Raw genomic sequence first — 16,517 nt, 5'->3', positions numbered from 1 at the left:
GATATCTCAGATATCGCGACCAGAGCTCGACAAGGCATCAAAGAGCGGTTGATGTTCGGAGAGCGAAGAGGGGTGACCGCGCAGGAAGGAGCTATTTCGTCGACAAGTCGATCCATGGGTCCCCTCCGCTGACTAAGGAATTTCGCTCGAGCTCAATGCGGCTCTGATACAGAAAAACGGTCAAGTCTTCTTATACCGTAGTTTGCAGTGTGGATGCCATTCTTATTTTTTTCACGGGTACCACTTTAGTGACAAGGTTTGAGTGCCTGTCGTCGGGTGTTCGACAAGAGACTGGCTGTCGATGTGTGATCATGGGCCCCGATATCGACAACGAAATTTCACAGTGTTGCAATCTTATGGTCTCGTTTTTGTAACCGTGACGTGAGAATTACTTCTCGGGTCATTTTCTTCATTGCCTACACAGTTGAAATCGGGTTACTCTGAGGCCTGACGAATTCGGGCTCAACGTGCTGCTCCGCGCTTCACTAACTTTTCGAGAAGGCACTCTCAGAAGGGGCTTCCCCAATGACACCTTCGAACAGAGCAACCATCTTAGAGCTGGCGCCAATCGGCGATATCGCGTTACTGTTTTGCTGCCTCGGGCTCTCTTATGTAACAACCATTCATCAGCCCGTCTTCGATGTGCTGAACTCGCTTGAGACCCATTACCCGATTCAGGTCTTTTCGGCGACGTTCGTGCTGGCGTTGGGATGGCATACGGCACTTCGGGTGAATGGGCTATATCGTGGGGGGCGACGGCGAGAGTCTCTGCGGGAGACCTTCAAAGCAGGTTGGGCCTGCTCGTTCTGCGCGTTGTTGAGCCTGGTCTGGCTTTGGCTGATCGGTTCAGAATCGATGCGGAACTCGGTGGATCTGGTGGTTGTCGCAGTCCTGTTCGGCATCATGAGTTTTGCGGCTATTCTTACGACCCGTCTGATCTCCCGAGCGATCATACAGGCGTTTCGCGCTCGCGGCCGAAACCGTAGACACATCCTCATCGTTGGTACGAATCGTCGTGCGAACAGTTTCGTTCGCGAGTTGGCGGGACATCCGGAGTGGGGCTATTGTGTGCAGGGCTTTGTGGATGATCAATGGTGGAGCAAGCAGACGGCTGACTCTCATCTGGGAGCTTTAGTTGGCGGACTTGATTCTGTTCCTGAGTTGCTCAGAACGCTGCCGGTGGATGAGGTCATTGTTGCTTTGCCTCTCGCATCGTTTTACCAGCAGATTGCGGGCATCATCTCGTCATGCCGCGATCACGGAATTGCGGTTCGGTTTCTGGGCACTTTTTTCGATCGGCAAGATTCGAAGCGGACAGCTCTTTTGCGTGGACCGATCAGCACAATTACGTTGCATGACGAATCATGGAATGCATGGGCTTTCATGATCAAGCGTGGGGCCGATGTGATGATTTCGGGGCTGTTGCTTATGGTACTCGCGCCGCTTTTCGTGATGATTGCTTTATTGATTAAACTGACGAGTCCAGGCCCGGTCTTCTTCAGGCAAACCAGGATAGGCTACGGGAAGCGGCCATTTGAGATTCTGAAGTTTCGTACGATGGTTCAGAATGCGGAGCGTCTTATGGCGCAGGTGGAACACCTGAACGAAACTCAGGGGCCCACGTTCAAGCTGAAAAATGATCCTCGGATTACACCGACGGGCAAGTTTCTTCGCAAGACGAGTCTGGACGAGATACCGCAACTTTTTAATGTTCTGATCGGAGAGATGAGTCTTGTGGGCCCGAGGCCACTTCCGCTTCGTGACTACGAGGGATTTTCACAGGACTGGCATAGGCGGCGGTTCAGCGTGAAGCCAGGAATTACGTGCCTGTGGCAGATTATGGGTCGGAGCTCCATTGGATTCGACGAATGGATGGCTTTGGATATGCGGTATATCGATCAGTGGTCGGTCTGGCTCGATATCAAGATTCTCTTTCAGACGATTCCTGCGGTGTTTCGCGGATCCGGTGCTGTTTAGGGGATTTCCGGCTATCCAAAAGAAATGGCCAACCGTTTACGGTTGACCTAATTAAAAATCACAAATGTGTGGATTGGTGCGGAGGAGGGGACTTGAACCCCTATGCCTTGCGGCGCTAGCACCTCAAGCTAGTGCGTCTGCCAATTTCGCCACCTCCGCGCTTTGTCTCGACGCTGGTGAGCGCGAGGTGCGGTAAGCAATCCGAAGGTAAGTATAGCATCTGGGGCGGGTTGAATGGGAGCGAGGTGTGGATAAGGTGGTGCGAAGTCAGAACTGACTGGCGAGAAAATGGTGAACCAAACGAAGAGCACCCGGAGAGTGGCGTCTGTGAGCTGACGTCACCCTCCGGGTGGGTTGGTGGGTTCTTACTAGTTGGCTGATGCGGCACGCTTCGGCGATGCCTTGCGGAGGACGTTGTCCAGAGCCTTGCCTGCAGGGGTTACGGTTACGGCACCTTCGCGGACTATCTCGGTTGCGGTGATGGCTTTACCGTAGACAGCCTTGTTGGCGTCGTCGTCAGTATCCATTGAGGCGCTAGCAATAGAGGCTCCGGCAAACAGACCGCCTTTGGCTCTGGAGTAAGTGAGGACGTCGACACCTGGATCATTGGCAGCGACAGCCTTGGCTCCAGTTGGCCCGGCAACGGCGGTTGCATCAGCGCCCAATTTCATCTTGCCGGACAGAATTTTCTGGGCTCCGGTTTTGGTTTCGACCAGTAGGACGTAGTCAGTGGAAGAACTGCCGAGCTGAACGCCTAAGCTGCCGACATCCAGTTTGTACATGGCGGGAGCCGACCATGGACCTGTCATGTCAGCACCGGAGCGGCAAACAATGACTCCGCGGCCGTAGGTTACGCCGATGCCGATACCAACTTTTTTGACAGCGGGAAACACGAGGACACATACGGATTTATCGAGCAGATTTTGCGGAATACCATTACTTTGGGCAAGCATCTGTTTGAGGACCAGGGCCGAATCACCCAGGCGATTGTCGATCTTATTTTGCGCGACAGCGGGCAAGGTGACTGCAGTGCATACCAGAGCGAGTAGCAGTTTCTTTTTCATGGTCGAACCTTTCGTGGTTTGTTTTTCGGAATATTGGCCGGTCGTCGTAGCTGCTTCAACGCACATAGGATTGACCAGCTTCAACCGGTGAAACTTATCGAAAGTACCAGGCCGTAATGCAAATGGGAGGAAGAGTGCGGCAACGGTAGGACAGAGATCAACCGCCATCGACTATGGAGGTCAAGTTAAAGGGAAAGGCCTCATCTGTCAACAGAAAAGGCCTTTGGACGTGATTGAAGGGGCGCGGGTTACAGGCAAGTTACCGTTCTGACCCCAGCCCGCTTCCCGGGGGGATCGGAGATGTTGGAGGGGTGCGCTTCCTCTTCTTAACGGGCGGTGCTGCGTTTGGCGGGCGCTGCTTCCCGTGGCCGTTGCCGTTTTTCTTCTTGCCGGGGGTTTCGATCACGGCGCGCATCCAGTAGTTTCCTTCGGCGTCGGTCTCGATGCCGTGAACTTCGCGCTCAAAGCCGGGGAAGCGCTTGCCGAACTCTTCCATCGCCAGAATGAGCTTGATGACCGGGCTTTCAGAGCTGCCGAGGCGCTCGCCGGGCATCGACATGGGAATGCCCGGAGGGTAGGGAACGAGCATGACAGCGGCGATTCGGCCGGCCATCTCGGAGAAGCGAATTTTTTCCGTTTCGTGGCGAAGGAGCTTCTGGTAGGTCTGGGCAGGAGTGAGGATGGGGTCGAAGTCTTCGTCGCAGGCGTCGTTGACGAGGCCGGAGAGGTTGAGCTGCACCATCGCGGCGTGCATCTCGTCGGAGAGTTCTTTGAGGGTGACGTTGCGGTAGCGATGGGGAAAACGGGAGACGAGCTCGGGCAGGGCTTCTTCGAGCGGGGCTTCGGAGTCGTAGAGACGCTTGAACTCGAATAGGTTTTCGAGCAGGGCGCCCCACTTGCCCTTGGAGGTGCCGACCGAGAAGAGGACGAGGACGGTGTAGTCGCCGGTGCGGGCGATCTCGACGCGGCGGCCGTCGAGGAATTCGGTGACGATGGCTGCGGGGATGCCCCAGTCGCTCACCTTACCCTGGGCGTTGACGCCTGGGGTAAGGATGGTGACCTTGGTTGGGTCCAGCATGCAGTAGTCGTCGGTGATGTCCTCGTCCTGGAAGCCGTGCCAATCTTCGCCAGCTTTGAGGGTCCAAGCGCTGGAGCGGTTGGTGAGGAGGCCGTCGGCGGCCTCTTCGAGGAGATATGTCTGCCCGTCGAGGGGATCGAAGACGTACTCGGGTTGATAGAGACGGAAGAACCAGCCCTGCTCGGCAGCGCGAAGACGGTGGCCGATGGAGGACATGGCCTTGCGGAAGCTGATGGCGTCGTGCAAGGTCTCGCTCATCAGGGTGGGACCGGCGGGCTCGTCCATCATGGCTGCGGCTACGTCGAGCGAGGCGATCAAGGGGTAGAACGGCGAGGTGGTGCCATGCATCATGAACGACTCGTTGAACTGATCGAAGTCGAGGTTGGCGCGGGGGCTGAGCTTGACGTGGATCATGGAGCCCATGGAGAAGGCGGCCAGCATCTTGTGCGTCGACTGAACCGCGAAGATGGTGGGGCGGTCGGGCATGTCGTCGGGAACGCCCATGGCGAAGCGGCCCTGGTAGATCTCGTGGAACTTGGCGTAGGCGTACCAGGCTTCGTCGAAGTGGATGCGAGGGACGGATTTCGAGAGCTCGGAGACGACTTTATTGACGTCGTAACAGAGGCCGTCGTAGGTGGAGTTGGTGACGACGGCATAGGTGGGGTTCTGATTGGCGACGCCGGTGGTGAGGGGGCTCTTGTCGATGATGCCGCGGATGAACTCGGGACTGAAGCGCTTGAGGGGGACGAGGCCGATCATGCCGTAGCCGTTGCGCGTTGGCTTCATATAGACGGGGCGCGCGCCGGTGACGGTGAGGGAGTGGCAGATTGACTTGTGGCAGTTGGCGTCGGCTACGACGATGTCGTCCTGCGCGATGACGCCGTGGCCGACGATCTGATTGGAGGTGCTGGATCCGCCGAGTACGTAAAATGTCCAGTCTGCGCCGAAGATGCGGGCGGCGTTGCGTTCGGATTCGCCTGGGGGTCCGAGGTGATCGAGCCAGGAGCCGAGCGGCGCGGTGGAGATGCCTAGGTCGGAGCGCATGATATTTTCGCCGAAGAATTTGTGGAACTCCATGCCGACGGGATGCTTGAGATAGGCGACGCCGCCCATGTGACCGGGCGCGTCCCAGGAGTATGCGCCCTGGTCGTTATATTTCTTCAGCTCGCGGAAGTAAGGCGGGAGGAGTTGCTCGTGGTAGCGCTCGACGGCGAAGTCGACGCGGTTCGCGATGAAAGCGGGGGTGTCGCCGAAGAGGTGGATGTACTCGTGGACTTGCTTGACGACTTCGAGAGGAAGTTCGCTGACGAGAGTGCGGTCGGCGATGAGAAAGATGGGGATTTTTTTGTTGCGGCGACGCACGGCGCGGAGGATCGCAAGCGCGGCTCCTTCGGCGAACTGGTTCTCGCCTTCGAGGTCCCAATCGAGAAGGATTGTGCTGTACGAAGGATCGGAGGTGACCAGAGACAGACCATCCTCTGGCGTCGAGGTGCGGACGACCTCGTAGCCTTCGAGACGGATTGCCTCGACGAGGCGCTCCATGGCGCGATCTGAAACGGAATCCGTACCGCCAACTTCACTCGCAATCAATAAAACCCAACGGCCTTCGCTCATTACACCTCTCACTTCTTCTCTTTAGTCCTCTTAGATGTTACAGGGAAGTTTTGTGGGAGGTTTATGGAGTGTTAACGTGGGGGATTTTATTGTTTTATGGCGTTGGCGCACCGGGATGACACAAGGAGAAGTCTTCGGACTTCGGACTTTGGCCGCGGCGTTCAGGATAGGTTTGTTTCGACGCAGCGGCAGTCGAGACAACCGTGCTTCGAGCAGGTGCCGCAGACGAGGGTGAGCTGCTTTTTGAGGGCTTGACGTGCACGATGAACGCGAACAGTGGCGTTGCTTTGCGTGATTCCGGCTTTGAGCGCAAAGGCCTGCAGACTGCCTTCTGCAAGGTCCACGTCACGAAGTATCTCGGCGTAGGCCGGCTTCGGTGTGTGGAGGACGTGGTCGATGCACTCGCAGACGATTTCACGAGTCCGCTTGTCGTGCCCCGCTTCGGTCTTCAGATCCACAGCCCAACGTTCCAGCGCACGATCTTCGGCAGCTCGATGGCGATAGTAGTCGATGACACTATTGCGAAGGATGCGGTAAAACCAAGCGATCGCTGACTCATCCCGACGGAGATTTGAGGTCTGTTCCATGGCGCGGAGATAAGCGCTTTGCAGGATGTCTTCGGCAGTCGCAGTAGAGTCAACTCGTCTGCGCAGGAAGCGAAGAAAGTGCTCTCGTTGCTGCAAAAGCCCGGTGAGTACGGTGGTGGACATGTTTCGAGAGGTAGGAAGCGGTGTGAGATCGTCTCCACACCGCTCCAGTTCGTTATTTGGATGCATTGCAACTGCAGTCAGCGTCGCAACAGGAGCATTCGGGGCATGTACAGATGGGCCAGCAAGAGCAATCACAGTTTTTCGTGGTCATAAAAAGTCTCCTTGTGTCCGGTTTTAAGATCCGAACAAACTAGAGGACGGACGAAGGCCGAAATCATTACAGTTGGAGAGTGGAGAGGGTGTCGCTAAAAGTGTTGGGTGAGATCGGCGAAGCTTGCCAGCTCGAGGAGTTGTTGGCCAGCGGGTGGCTGGTTGACGACTTCATGCTCGAGGACCCAGGTGAAGTCGTGGGGGATGAAGATGGCGTTCAGACCGGCTGAGAGAGCGGGATTGACGTCTGAGCGTGGACTATTGCCGATCATCCAGGTTTTGCATGCATCGCAACTGTGATGAGAGGCGAGCGAGAGATAGGCCTGATGATGTTTTTCAGGGAGCACCTCGACTGCAGTGAAGTGAGGGGCGAGGCCGGAGCGATGCAGCTTATCGGTCTGCTCGGTCTGATCTCCCTTTGTGACCAGGATGAGCCGATGGCGGGTGGCGAGTTCGCTGAGGGTGGGTGCCACGTTGGGTAGGAGCTCAATCTCCTGCTCGGCGATGGATCGGGCGAAGCTTTCGATGCGACGATGTTTCTCATCGGTCATCGGGGTGTCGGTCAGCTGCTGGAAGCAGGTGATCAATGATTGGCGGAAGCTGTGAAGTCCGTAGCCGTGGGTACGGATGGTGTCGTGCTCGACTTGATTGAGATGGCTTCGCACCTCTTCGGCTGTGTGGACGCGATGATCGAGGTAGGAGACGAAGCTGGTAATCGCACGCTCGAAGTAGATGTTGTTCTCCCAGAGGGTATCGTCGGCGTCGATGAGGAGGGTCTGGTTGGCGGGGCGGCGAGTGACCTGATTGGGGGAGTTCACAGGCTGATTATAAGGGGAATCGTGGTCCCGATTCGAGACACTCAGAGAACATGCAAAGGGGATGCCACGCTTGGGGGATGTATCCCCGGAGAGGGGTATGCCAGAGTTGAAAGCAATGATTAGTACTGTTCTCGCGCATATGGAAATGTCGAATGCAGGATTTACTCACGATCGCAAACCCTCTGTGATTGTGGGTTATAGAGTATGGAACCCTTTCGAAGTAGAACTGAGAGCTTCCACGGATGGTCAGTATGATCAAGTCGCGCAGGGTGTTACGCGCTCGATATCTGTTGTGAAATGACGGTTGCGTGGATCCGTGAGATTTGATCGACGCTGAAAAGATAAGAGGCAGACCAGAGGCATGATTCCAGAGAGTGGCCAGAGGTTCGGTCCGTACGAGATCCTGGGCAGACTGGGCAGCGGCGGTATGGGCCTGGTTTTTCGTGCATGGGATGAGCGGCTGCATCGCCAGGTTGCGGTAAAGCTGCTGCATGAGAGCTACAAGATGCCGGGGATGCGAGAACGTTTTCTGCAGGAGGCGCGGGCGGCATCTGCGTTAAATCACCCGAATATCTGTACGGTCTTCGATATCGGCGCACAGGACGGCACGCCTTACCTGGTGATGGAGTTGCTCGAGGGCGAGACAGTGAAGTCGCGGATTGAGCGTGGCGCGCTTTCGCCGGAGGAGATTGTTCGCTATGCGTTGGAGATCTCCGACGCGCTGGCGGCAGCGAACACCAAGGGAATCGTCCACAGAGATATTAAGCCGGCAAATATTTTTTTGGTAAAGATGCCGAATGGAAAGAGCCAGGCGAAGGTGCTGGATTTTGGCCTGGCGAAGATCGGGCTTGAAGAACGTGGGGGGTGGGAGTCACGGACGCTGGACATGACGCTGTCCGGGGCGACGGTGGGAACGGTGGCGTACATGTCCCCGGAGCAGGCGCGGGGTGAGGCGCTGGACGCACGCTCGGATTTGTTTTCGCTGGGTGTTGTGTTGTACGAGATGGCGACTCGGCGAGTTCCTTTTGAAGGAACGACGAGCGCGCTGATGTTTGTTCAACTTCTCAGTCACACGCCGGATTCGGTGCGTACCTGGAACGAATCGATTCCTCGTGAACTGGAGCGCGTCATCTTTAAACTGATGGCGAAAGACCGGACAGACCGATTTCAAACGACGAAGGAGTTACAGGAGGCACTGACTAAGGCCGGCGGCAAATTGGGTCGAGGCGGATGGTTGCACAAGGGATCAATGTCGGCCGTTCCACTTGTTCGTGCGTATGATCCGGTAGCTCCGCATAAGGGGCCGAAACGCAAGTCTGAGTCGGGTCAGGGGGGGAGACCGGCTCAGCCGCAGGCTAAGTCTTCAAGCGATAACAACAGACTGGTCCGTACTGCTCCCGGCCATGGGAAAGATTATGCGGGCGCTCTAGAGGGCGCGCGTTCGATGCAAGCCGGAGTTCCAACAGATGAAATTGAGTATCCTCAGTTGCAGCTTCGTTCGACGTACAACGTCGGCGACTCTTCGAAGGACGCCGTCGACGAGGAGGTTGAGCATGTCGCGTTGACGGCGCCGAGTTTGCGATACGGAGAATCGGTTCCGCTAAAGTCTTCCGCCGTACTAACGAGCTTGGAAGACGGCATTGAGGATGTCGTCGGGAAAGAGTTACCGGAGTGGTCGCGTTCTGAGGACGAATCCTACGCGGAGTTGGTGGCGGAGCAAACGAAAAAAACACGTGTACGGATGGCAGTCGCTCTGATCGCAATCCTAGGCGTGGCGATGGGTGCCTCTCTGCTGATGGGCAGAAGTCTGTTGCGACCGATGGTGCTAAAACCCAGTGATCGATTGCTGTTGACTCTTATCCAGAACAAGACCGGAGATCAGACACTGGACGGAACGCTGATGCAGGGTCTTGAGATCGCGCTGCATCAGTCAAAGACTTTGAATGTGCTTGGTGGTGACGCATATCAAGCGGGGTTGCGACAGCTCGAGACAGAGAGCAGGGATGTCGTGATGGCAGCGCCTGTGCAGAGTGTCGCGCAGAAGGTTGGCGCGAGGGTCTATTTGTATGGAGAGATCACTGGATCGGAGGCACCCTACACGATTAGTGTCGATGTTCTGAGGGCCGATACTAACGACAAAGTGGCAAGTATTGATGTGATTGCTACAAGCGAGGAAGAGATTCCGGCTGCGATCGGTCGACTGGCTTTGGCAGTGCGCAAAGAGATTAGTGTGGATAGCAAAGCGGACATCCAAAGAAGTGTTCCGTTTGTCGATGACGCTTCGGCGAACCTGGAAGCGCTGCATGCGTATTTTTCAGGTGCAGCGGCTGAGCGGAATGGTCATATTGTTGATGCATTGAAGGCGTATCGAGAGGCCGTCGGTTTTGATCCTAAGTTTGTACAAGCACAGATGCGGTTGGCGTGGCTCTATCGCGAAGAGAAGGCCGAAGTTTCATCGGCAAACGCAGCTGGATTGGCTCGGGAAGCGGCTGCTCACGCTAGTGATGCGGTGAGGCTGCTGGCGCAGTTTTGTTTTGAGATGAACGGAAGTGGCGATCTGACGCATGCTACCCGGACGATCCACGAATATGTGATGAGGTATCCGCTCAGTGTTGACGGGCAAAAAAGTCTAGCGTTGACGTTGCGAACGCAGGAGAGATTTCAGGAGGCTCTACAGGCGGCGCAAAAAGGCTATGAGGAGAATCCCTTCGACGGGGAGACATACGTGGAGGCAGAGCGCGATCTGATAGCGATGAATCGGTACGGCAGTGTTCTCGAGTTGAGTTCACAAGCGGAACACGAGGGCGTCCCGCGGAATGTCAACCTTTTGACAGCGGCTCACTTAAATGGAAGGGAAGATCTTGTGACCGCACAGATAGCAGAGTTGGAAAATGCTCTTGCGATCTCAGCGCCGGAAGATCGCATGCAGGTGACGTATGCGAATCTGAACAATTACGCCCTCTTTCTCGATAACACAGGAAGGAGGAGCACTGCCGTGGAACTGTGGCGGAAGACCGCTGCGAGAGCTGGCGACGATAGTCAACTTTTGGGCACGCAAGCATATTTTTTGGCGCAGGGCGCCCTGGATCAAGCTTTGGCTGAGAACTGCACTGTCGCCCTCTCGATGGTTGAGGATGTGAAGGGCTTGGAAAAAGGGCCTAATGCGATGTTCGATGCGGGAATGGCAGCCGCTCTTTGCGGTGATCAGCCGTATGCGGTGAAGACTACCGTTGCGCTCCAACAGAATTTTCCACGAAATACTGTGGCCACCCAAGACTATGTTCCAGAGTTGCAGGCTGCGGCTGAGATCGGGATAAACGAGCCGGAGAAGGCCCTTCCGGGTTTAGACACAAGCGCACAATACGACCGGTCTTTGCTGGCGGTATACCTACGCGGGATGGCTCATACTGCATTGGGCCAAGCGCCGCTAGCCGCCATTGAGTTTGATTCGTTGCTGGCTCGCCAGGGTGAGGCGTCGATGCAGCAAGGAGATGTTTATCCGATGACGGAGATAGGCGCAGCGCGGGCCTACAAAAGCAGTCGTAATCAACTCGCAAGCGTTGAGGTTTATCGTAGGTTTCTAAAGTTGTGGAAAGATGCTGATCAGAAGGATCCTCTAGTAACTGAAGCGTTGGCTAGGACTAAATAGCCGGTCATAGGTCTGGACGTTTAATTTTAGTTATAGACACAGCAGGAGTTCGCGCAATAACTAGGTTGGATTCAAAAACAATCAGACTATAACCTAGGCCTCCGGAGCGTTCTTTGCCAAACTGTAATTCAACGAGCACACACATCGCTTGCAGATTGCGTTGGTCTCCACATCGAGTGAAGCCCTGAACTCTCTCGCCCGATCTCCATTGACTACGTCTTCTAGAGTCGAGTGAGTCATATTTCCTATTGAGTTGTGAAAGAAGCAAGGACGGACCTCGCCGTCGATTTCAACGACGGCTGAAACCCAGGGAGCGTTGCAGAGAGGAGCCTGGGGAGAGACTTGTCCGAGATGCTCGCGGAAGCGACGTGGGATCCTGCGCAGCTTCGCCGGTGACTCGGCAATAAATCTTCCGTTGATGTCGATTTCAAAGTCTTGAATCATCTGTTCGATTTCAGCTTCAAGATCGATTGTTTCTTTGAGGGTCAGGCCAATTTGGTTTTGTTTTTCTGTAGGCCATATCTGAAGACGATTGAAGGCCTCGGAGGTTAGATCCGCGGCGAGAAACGAGATGGAATTCAAGCCCCAGGTCTTAGCAGCAGTGACGGTCTCTCGCAGATGACGATGGTTGGCTTTTTGGACGGTGGTCCGGCAAGTAATGGGTATGGATGGATTGCATCGACGAACGTCAGCGACGCCTTCGTGTATGAGATCGAAAGCTCCCTTGACACGGCGGATACCGTCGTGAACCTCCCGGGGACCGTCCAGGGAAATGATGATGTCATCGAAAAGGGTTGCAACTTCAGAGGCACGCTTCAGCAACAGAAGACCTGTGGTCAGTAGAGTTAGCCGAATGTGTTGATCGCGGAAAAATGTACAAAGCGCTGCGAGATCGTTATGGAGGAGGGGTTCGCCACCGGTTAAAACTACTTGTTGGACCCCGAGTCTTTGCAACGAAAGGCGGTGACGCTCCAAATTCTCCAGGCGAATCTGTTCTTTCGTATCACGTTTCCAGATATCGCACATGACGCAGCGACAGTTGCAGAGGCTATGCACATTCAATATCAAGATCGGCAGATGGGTGATTCGTTCGGCCTGCAGGGGTCGTTTGGTTGATGCCTCATGCAGCACTGGCATGTTCCACCTTCTTTCCGCCGACTCGAAGATCTCTTCCAAGAGTTCTTCTTGCTTGAGCGAGCAGACTATCAATCGGAGCTCGTAGCCATCGTCTTATGCCGTCGACGAATAGGGGCTGCAGTCCGACTTGAAGCGAGTTGGGGAGAGAAGCAAATAGAGAATCGCTTGCGAGTTGGACTCTGCCTCCTAATATGACTAGTTCAACCTGGTCTACCGTAAGTTGCGCAACGGTTTCTGCCGGTGTAAGGCCCTTGTCGCGCACGGCAATCAGATCGGCTACGGCGCCCGGACGAAGACGCCCCTCTCCGTTCCGGAGTCGCAGGACACTGGCCGATTTTACGGTGACCATATCGAAGAGAGACTTGGCATCGAGGCCAATTTCATTGCGCGCGAAATTTATTTCGTCGAGTAGATCACCGGCAGCTGTGAGTGGAGAATCACTGCCTAGAACGACTGTGTGAATAGATTTGATCAAGGTTGCGGAAAGAGCGGAATGAAAGAGGAATTGATTCGAAGTCGGGCAAATTACGAGTGCTGAACGACGTTGATTGAGAAGTGAAATCGCTTTGTGATTCAGGGCCAAGCCATGTACAAGTACAGTTCGTTCATCGAGAACTTCCAGCCGGTCCAGATCAAAGATCTCCTGTGCGCTTTTTGCATCGACACCTTCAGCCGCGTGAACCACGAAAGGAAGGTTCGGCGGAGTATGGTCAAAGTTGTGCAGGAGATTTGGATCCATCGCAAGAGAGTGTGCCCAGCCGAACTTGGCGAGTACTCGAACCGGGAAATCGGCGGCGATTAGTTCCCGCGAGAGCGGATTGTGGTGGCAGACAGTGGTTACACCACATAGCAGATTGCGGATGGCGCCCCATAGCAGCCGTGTCGGCTTTGGCACTTTGCGATGACAGGCAATTGTGGCTGCGTGAGTCCTATGGATCTCTCTCGCCCACTCAGCTGAATTCAGATATGGTCCGACGCCAAGGTTTGGGAAGAGACTGAACTCAAGATGATCGTGGGCGTTGATAAGGCCGGGAAGCAATAAATAGCCAGATAAGTCTATGGTTTCCTTTAAACTAATTCGCCTCTCCCCCCCGATCGGCGATTTGGCTATAAGGGCGCGGATGTTTCCGCGTTCGACCTCAATCGACCCTTCTGTTGCCGACCTGGGTCCGAGGGCATATCTGCCTCCGGAGAGATGAAGTGTCTGAGAGCTTTCAGTTGCATCAGAGAGCTTTGATGCGGGCGATCTTTTTTGCAACTGCAGAATATAAACAGCAGGAAGATCGGCGGATTCTTCATAAAACGCCAGCCTGCCATTTTCCTCAAATATTTTTCTCTCCTCCAAATCAAAGGCGGGCTGGATGTTCGCAAGTAGTTCGAATCCGTAAGCCTTGAAAGTATCAACGATCATTTGCAGGGAGTGTCCATATACACGGAGTTTCTCTGTTGACCCGTCGTGAGTGAATGACCTTGTCCAATTACAGGAAATTGCGGTGTCTGGATGCATATCTGTCAAAAAGACATGGGCACCCGGACGGGTAATTCGGTGCAATTCCTTAGCGAAATCTTTCAGATTTTCGAGATAGCTTATAACGAAAGAAGAGACGACGAGGTCAATTCTGTTGTCAGATATGGGTAGTGCGGTGCAGGCTCCTTGTAGCAGAGAGCACGTGGTTCCAAGTTTTTCTGCAGCACGGTGCAGCATCTTTGTCGAGGAGTCAACGCCAATCAAACTCGCTGCACCGCGTGACGTCAAGAATTGGAGCCATCGGCCGGTGCCACAGCCGGCATCCAGAACGTGCAGGCCGTTGATATCTGGGAGCATCTGACTTAGAAAACGCTGCTCTAACATGAGGAGCGGATTAGGCTGCTCATCATAGACCTGCGCCCAAGTATCGAAGACATCAAAGGAGGACAAAGCGGTTGCAGTCACAGACTTTCTCGCTTTGGTTTGCGGAGGCTGATGAATTCGTTGGCCCATTGAAGTTCAACCGGAAAGCGATAAACTCCGAGAGCGTATCGCCATGCACTGAGAGTTTTTAGGAGGATACGGCTCCACTTCGGCGCGCGGATGTCCTGCACTGTTGGCCATCGCGAGCCAATGACAATCTCGAAGTTGTCTATGAGATCCTTTGTTTTACGTTGAAGCCACGGAGCTTGTGTGTCGATGCGGAGGGTGAAATCCATCCATTGCTTTGAAGCCCACTCTGCGGGTGTGGACGGCCATGCGATCTGCCCATCTATGTTGCCATACATGTTTCCAGGTTGAGGTACCGGCGTGTAGTGGTAGATGATGATCTCGGAATCAGGGTTGATCTTCTTCAGTTTGCGAATGAAGGCGAGAGTCTCCCTTGTGTCACGTTCTGGATCGCCGGGGTTTCCGATGACGAAGGAGAACTCAGGAATGATACCGAACTGTTTTGTTCGTTCTGCGATTGTGACTGTTTGCTCTGTGTTAATGCCCTTCTTCATCTCTTTGAGAGCCCAGTCGGAGCCTGACTCTGCGCCAAAGAAGATCATCGTGCAGCCAGCGCGTTTGAGTGCAGCGAAGGTTTCGTCAGAGTACCGAGACATCACATCAACCCGGGCTTCGCACCACCAACGAAGATTGAGATGTTCAATTCGCTTGGCGAGTTCGAGAGCGTGATCTTCTCTGAGAAAGAAATTCATATCGTAGAACTGAACCGAATCCGCACCGTACTCGGTCACCAAATGGGAGAGAATGGCAGCGGTACGCTCTGGAGATTCCATGCGCTCTTTGTTCCCATAAGCAGCGTGGACACCACAGAAGCTGCAGTTAAAAGGGCAGCCAATGCTGGCGTGGTGGACGGCAGTACGTTTCCCAAAAAAAGAAGGACGAAGATATTTTTCGACAGGAAGTCGATGGAATGGCGACCAGGGGAATTCATCCGGTCCTTTCATAGGCCGCTCTGCGTTATTTCTTGGTAACCCGAAGATGTCTTTGTAAGAGAGGCCGAGAATGGAATCGAAAGCTCGCTGGCCGCGTATCGCGTCGAGAAGCTCAAGGAGAGTATCTTCGCCTTGGCCGCGAACGATGTAGTCTACATATTTTGCATTGAGCGCGGCATCTGGATAGACGGAAGGGAAGTAGCCACCCCACACGATCTTCACATGAGGATAGGCCCGACGTATCTCACGGGAGGCGTCCATCGCCGCGACCATCTGCGGTCCGGGCATGACGGAGACGCCGAGTAGTTCAACGTTGTATTGTTCGATTAGCCGCAAAATGGAGGCTACGGGATTGTCGTCTACGTTGCCGTCAACGATCTCGTAGTCTTCGCGGCCCTCAAGCACGGCGGCAATAGCCAATACCGCAAGGGGAAGCCGTCGGTTGCGTGGTTTTGTAGCTCGCGGATTAAAGAGAAGGATCATTTTTGTACTCGGGCACTGTAGATTCGAAATTGAGATGGTTCACGTCTCGCCTGCATTTTGGCGACTAATGGCCGCATAGACCAGCGGAAGCCGTAACTCGGCTGGTGCACCTGCCAACGAAATTCGAAGCGCGCTTCCAGTCCTTGAAGACGTTGATCGGTGAGGAATTCGAGGCTGTTGAGACTGTCGGAGGCAATGCCATAACGTTGAGTAAAAGACCTACGGCGTTCGATTACCATTTGTTGGCCGCTTGCTTCGTTGCTATACCATGGGGTGTCGGCGATAAGAATTGTGCCCCCCGCAGATGTGCAACGTAAGGCTTCGGCAATGGTCTTCTCGTAGTCTTCGGAATAATGAAATGAAGCGTTGAAGATGACAAGATCGAACGCGTCGTCCATGAGGGGAAGCACATCAAGCTCTGCCTGTACGCGTGGAAAAAGCGTAGTAAGCTGCTTCTGATAGTGAATTGCTGCTCCTAGCCCGTCTCTGTCGTTGGTAAGGAGATCCACGGCCACAGGTGCGTGCCCCCCTAGAGCGAGCCGATAGCTCATCCATCCGTTACCTGCGCCAAGGTCCAGAATTCGAAGCCGCTTTTTGTTACCGGGCTTCAAGCCAGGGAGAATATGTCGCTCGATGTAACGAAACGTCCTGGCACGTATGATCCATTGTTGACTGTTGCTTCCTGACAGGTCGCGATAAGGTAGCGCCAAATAGTACTCTGCATCCACGCTGCCGCGGCCCTCCGCAGAGCGAATAAACTCATAGTCACGAATGAAGCGGGAGAAGTGGGAAACGCGTTCGGGAAGCAACGCTCTCCAAATCCCCCCCTCGCTCGATAACTTTAGGCAACAGTCGGAACAGACCAATATAGCGTCAGCAAAATTTGTATATGACAAATTACTGATCCATCCCCTGCATCGAGGGCAT

At 54.6% G+C, this 16,517-nt stretch carries 10 protein-coding genes, 1 tRNA gene and 1 pseudogene; 2 read left to right on the top strand and 10 right to left on the bottom strand.

The features are described 5' to 3' along the window. Positions 1–525 precede the first annotated feature (525 nt). Positions 526–1,977, top strand: coding sequence for a sugar transferase (locus RBB76_RS24075; protein ID WP_429630463.1), 1,452 nt, complete (start codon positions 526–528; stop codon positions 1,975–1,977). Positions 1,978–2,051: 74 nt separating this feature from the next. On the opposite strand, the gene RBB76_RS24070 is transcribed toward RBB76_RS24075, so the two are convergent. From RBB76_RS24070 to RBB76_RS24050, 5 genes are all read right to left on the bottom strand, one after another. After that, positions 2,052–2,136: transfer RNA gene (locus RBB76_RS24070), tRNA-Leu, on the bottom strand. A 209-nt stretch (positions 2,137–2,345) separates the two neighbouring features. Continuing rightward, positions 2,346–3,041 carry a lipid-binding SYLF domain-containing protein gene (locus RBB76_RS24065; RefSeq protein ID WP_429630465.1) on the bottom strand — a complete coding sequence of 232 codons (696 nt, stop codon included), beginning with the start codon at positions 3,039–3,041 and terminating at the stop codon, positions 2,346–2,348. A 259-nt stretch (positions 3,042–3,300) separates the two neighbouring features. After that, on the bottom strand, positions 3,301–5,733 hold the full coding sequence (locus RBB76_RS24060) for an Orn/Lys/Arg decarboxylase N-terminal domain-containing protein (RefSeq protein ID WP_429630467.1): 2,433 nt from the start codon (positions 5,731–5,733) through the stop codon (positions 3,301–3,303). A 161-nt stretch (positions 5,734–5,894) separates the two neighbouring features. Beyond that, the gene (locus RBB76_RS24055; RefSeq protein WP_429630469.1) at positions 5,895–6,578 is read right to left on the bottom strand and encodes a sigma-70 family RNA polymerase sigma factor; all 684 of its coding nucleotides are present in this window, start codon (positions 6,576–6,578) and stop codon (positions 5,895–5,897) included. Positions 6,579–6,688: 110 nt separating this feature from the next. Continuing rightward, a complete protein-coding gene (locus RBB76_RS24050) occupies positions 6,689–7,411 on the bottom strand; it encodes an HAD family hydrolase (RefSeq protein ID WP_429630470.1) in 723 nt (240 codons plus the stop codon). Between the two features lie 361 nt (positions 7,412–7,772). On the opposite strand from RBB76_RS24050, the gene RBB76_RS24045 reads away from it, so the two are divergent. After that, a complete protein-coding gene (locus tag RBB76_RS24045) occupies positions 7,773–11,060 on the top strand; it encodes a protein kinase domain-containing protein (RefSeq protein ID WP_429630471.1) in 3,288 nt (1,095 codons plus the stop codon). 93 nt (positions 11,061–11,153) lie between these two features. Here RBB76_RS24045 and RBB76_RS24040 read toward each other — a convergent pair whose 3' ends face one another. The 5 genes and pseudogenes from RBB76_RS24040 to RBB76_RS24020 all read right to left on the bottom strand — a co-directional run bounded on the left by RBB76_RS24040 (position 11,154) and on the right by RBB76_RS24020 (position 16,399). Next, on the bottom strand, positions 11,154–11,642 hold the full coding sequence (locus RBB76_RS24040; RefSeq protein WP_429631144.1) for an SPASM domain-containing protein: 489 nt from the start codon (positions 11,640–11,642) through the stop codon (positions 11,154–11,156). 150 nt (positions 11,643–11,792) lie between these two features. Next, positions 11,793–12,086 (bottom strand): annotated as a pseudogene (locus RBB76_RS24035) (radical SAM protein); the annotation flags it as partial. 94 nt (positions 12,087–12,180) lie between these two features. After that, positions 12,181–14,130: a methyltransferase domain-containing protein gene (locus RBB76_RS24030; RefSeq protein ID WP_429630473.1), complete on the bottom strand. Its 1,950-nt coding sequence runs from the start codon at positions 14,128–14,130 to the stop codon at positions 12,181–12,183. Beyond that, positions 14,127–15,590: a B12-binding domain-containing radical SAM protein gene (locus RBB76_RS24025; protein WP_429630475.1), complete on the bottom strand. Its 1,464-nt coding sequence runs from the start codon at positions 15,588–15,590 to the stop codon at positions 14,127–14,129. The genes RBB76_RS24030 and RBB76_RS24025 overlap by 4 nt, the downstream gene beginning before the upstream one ends. Continuing rightward, positions 15,587–16,399: a class I SAM-dependent methyltransferase gene (locus RBB76_RS24020; RefSeq protein ID WP_429630477.1), complete on the bottom strand. Its 813-nt coding sequence runs from the start codon at positions 16,397–16,399 to the stop codon at positions 15,587–15,589. The genes RBB76_RS24025 and RBB76_RS24020 overlap by 4 nt, the downstream gene beginning before the upstream one ends. Between the last annotated feature and the right edge of the window lie 118 nt (positions 16,400–16,517).

This window comes from Tunturiibacter psychrotolerans, assembly GCF_051013365.1.
GTDB classification, from domain to species: domain Bacteria; phylum Acidobacteriota; class Terriglobia; order Terriglobales; family Acidobacteriaceae; genus Edaphobacter; species Edaphobacter psychrotolerans_A.
This window is presented reverse-complemented; position numbering and strand designations above follow the sequence as displayed.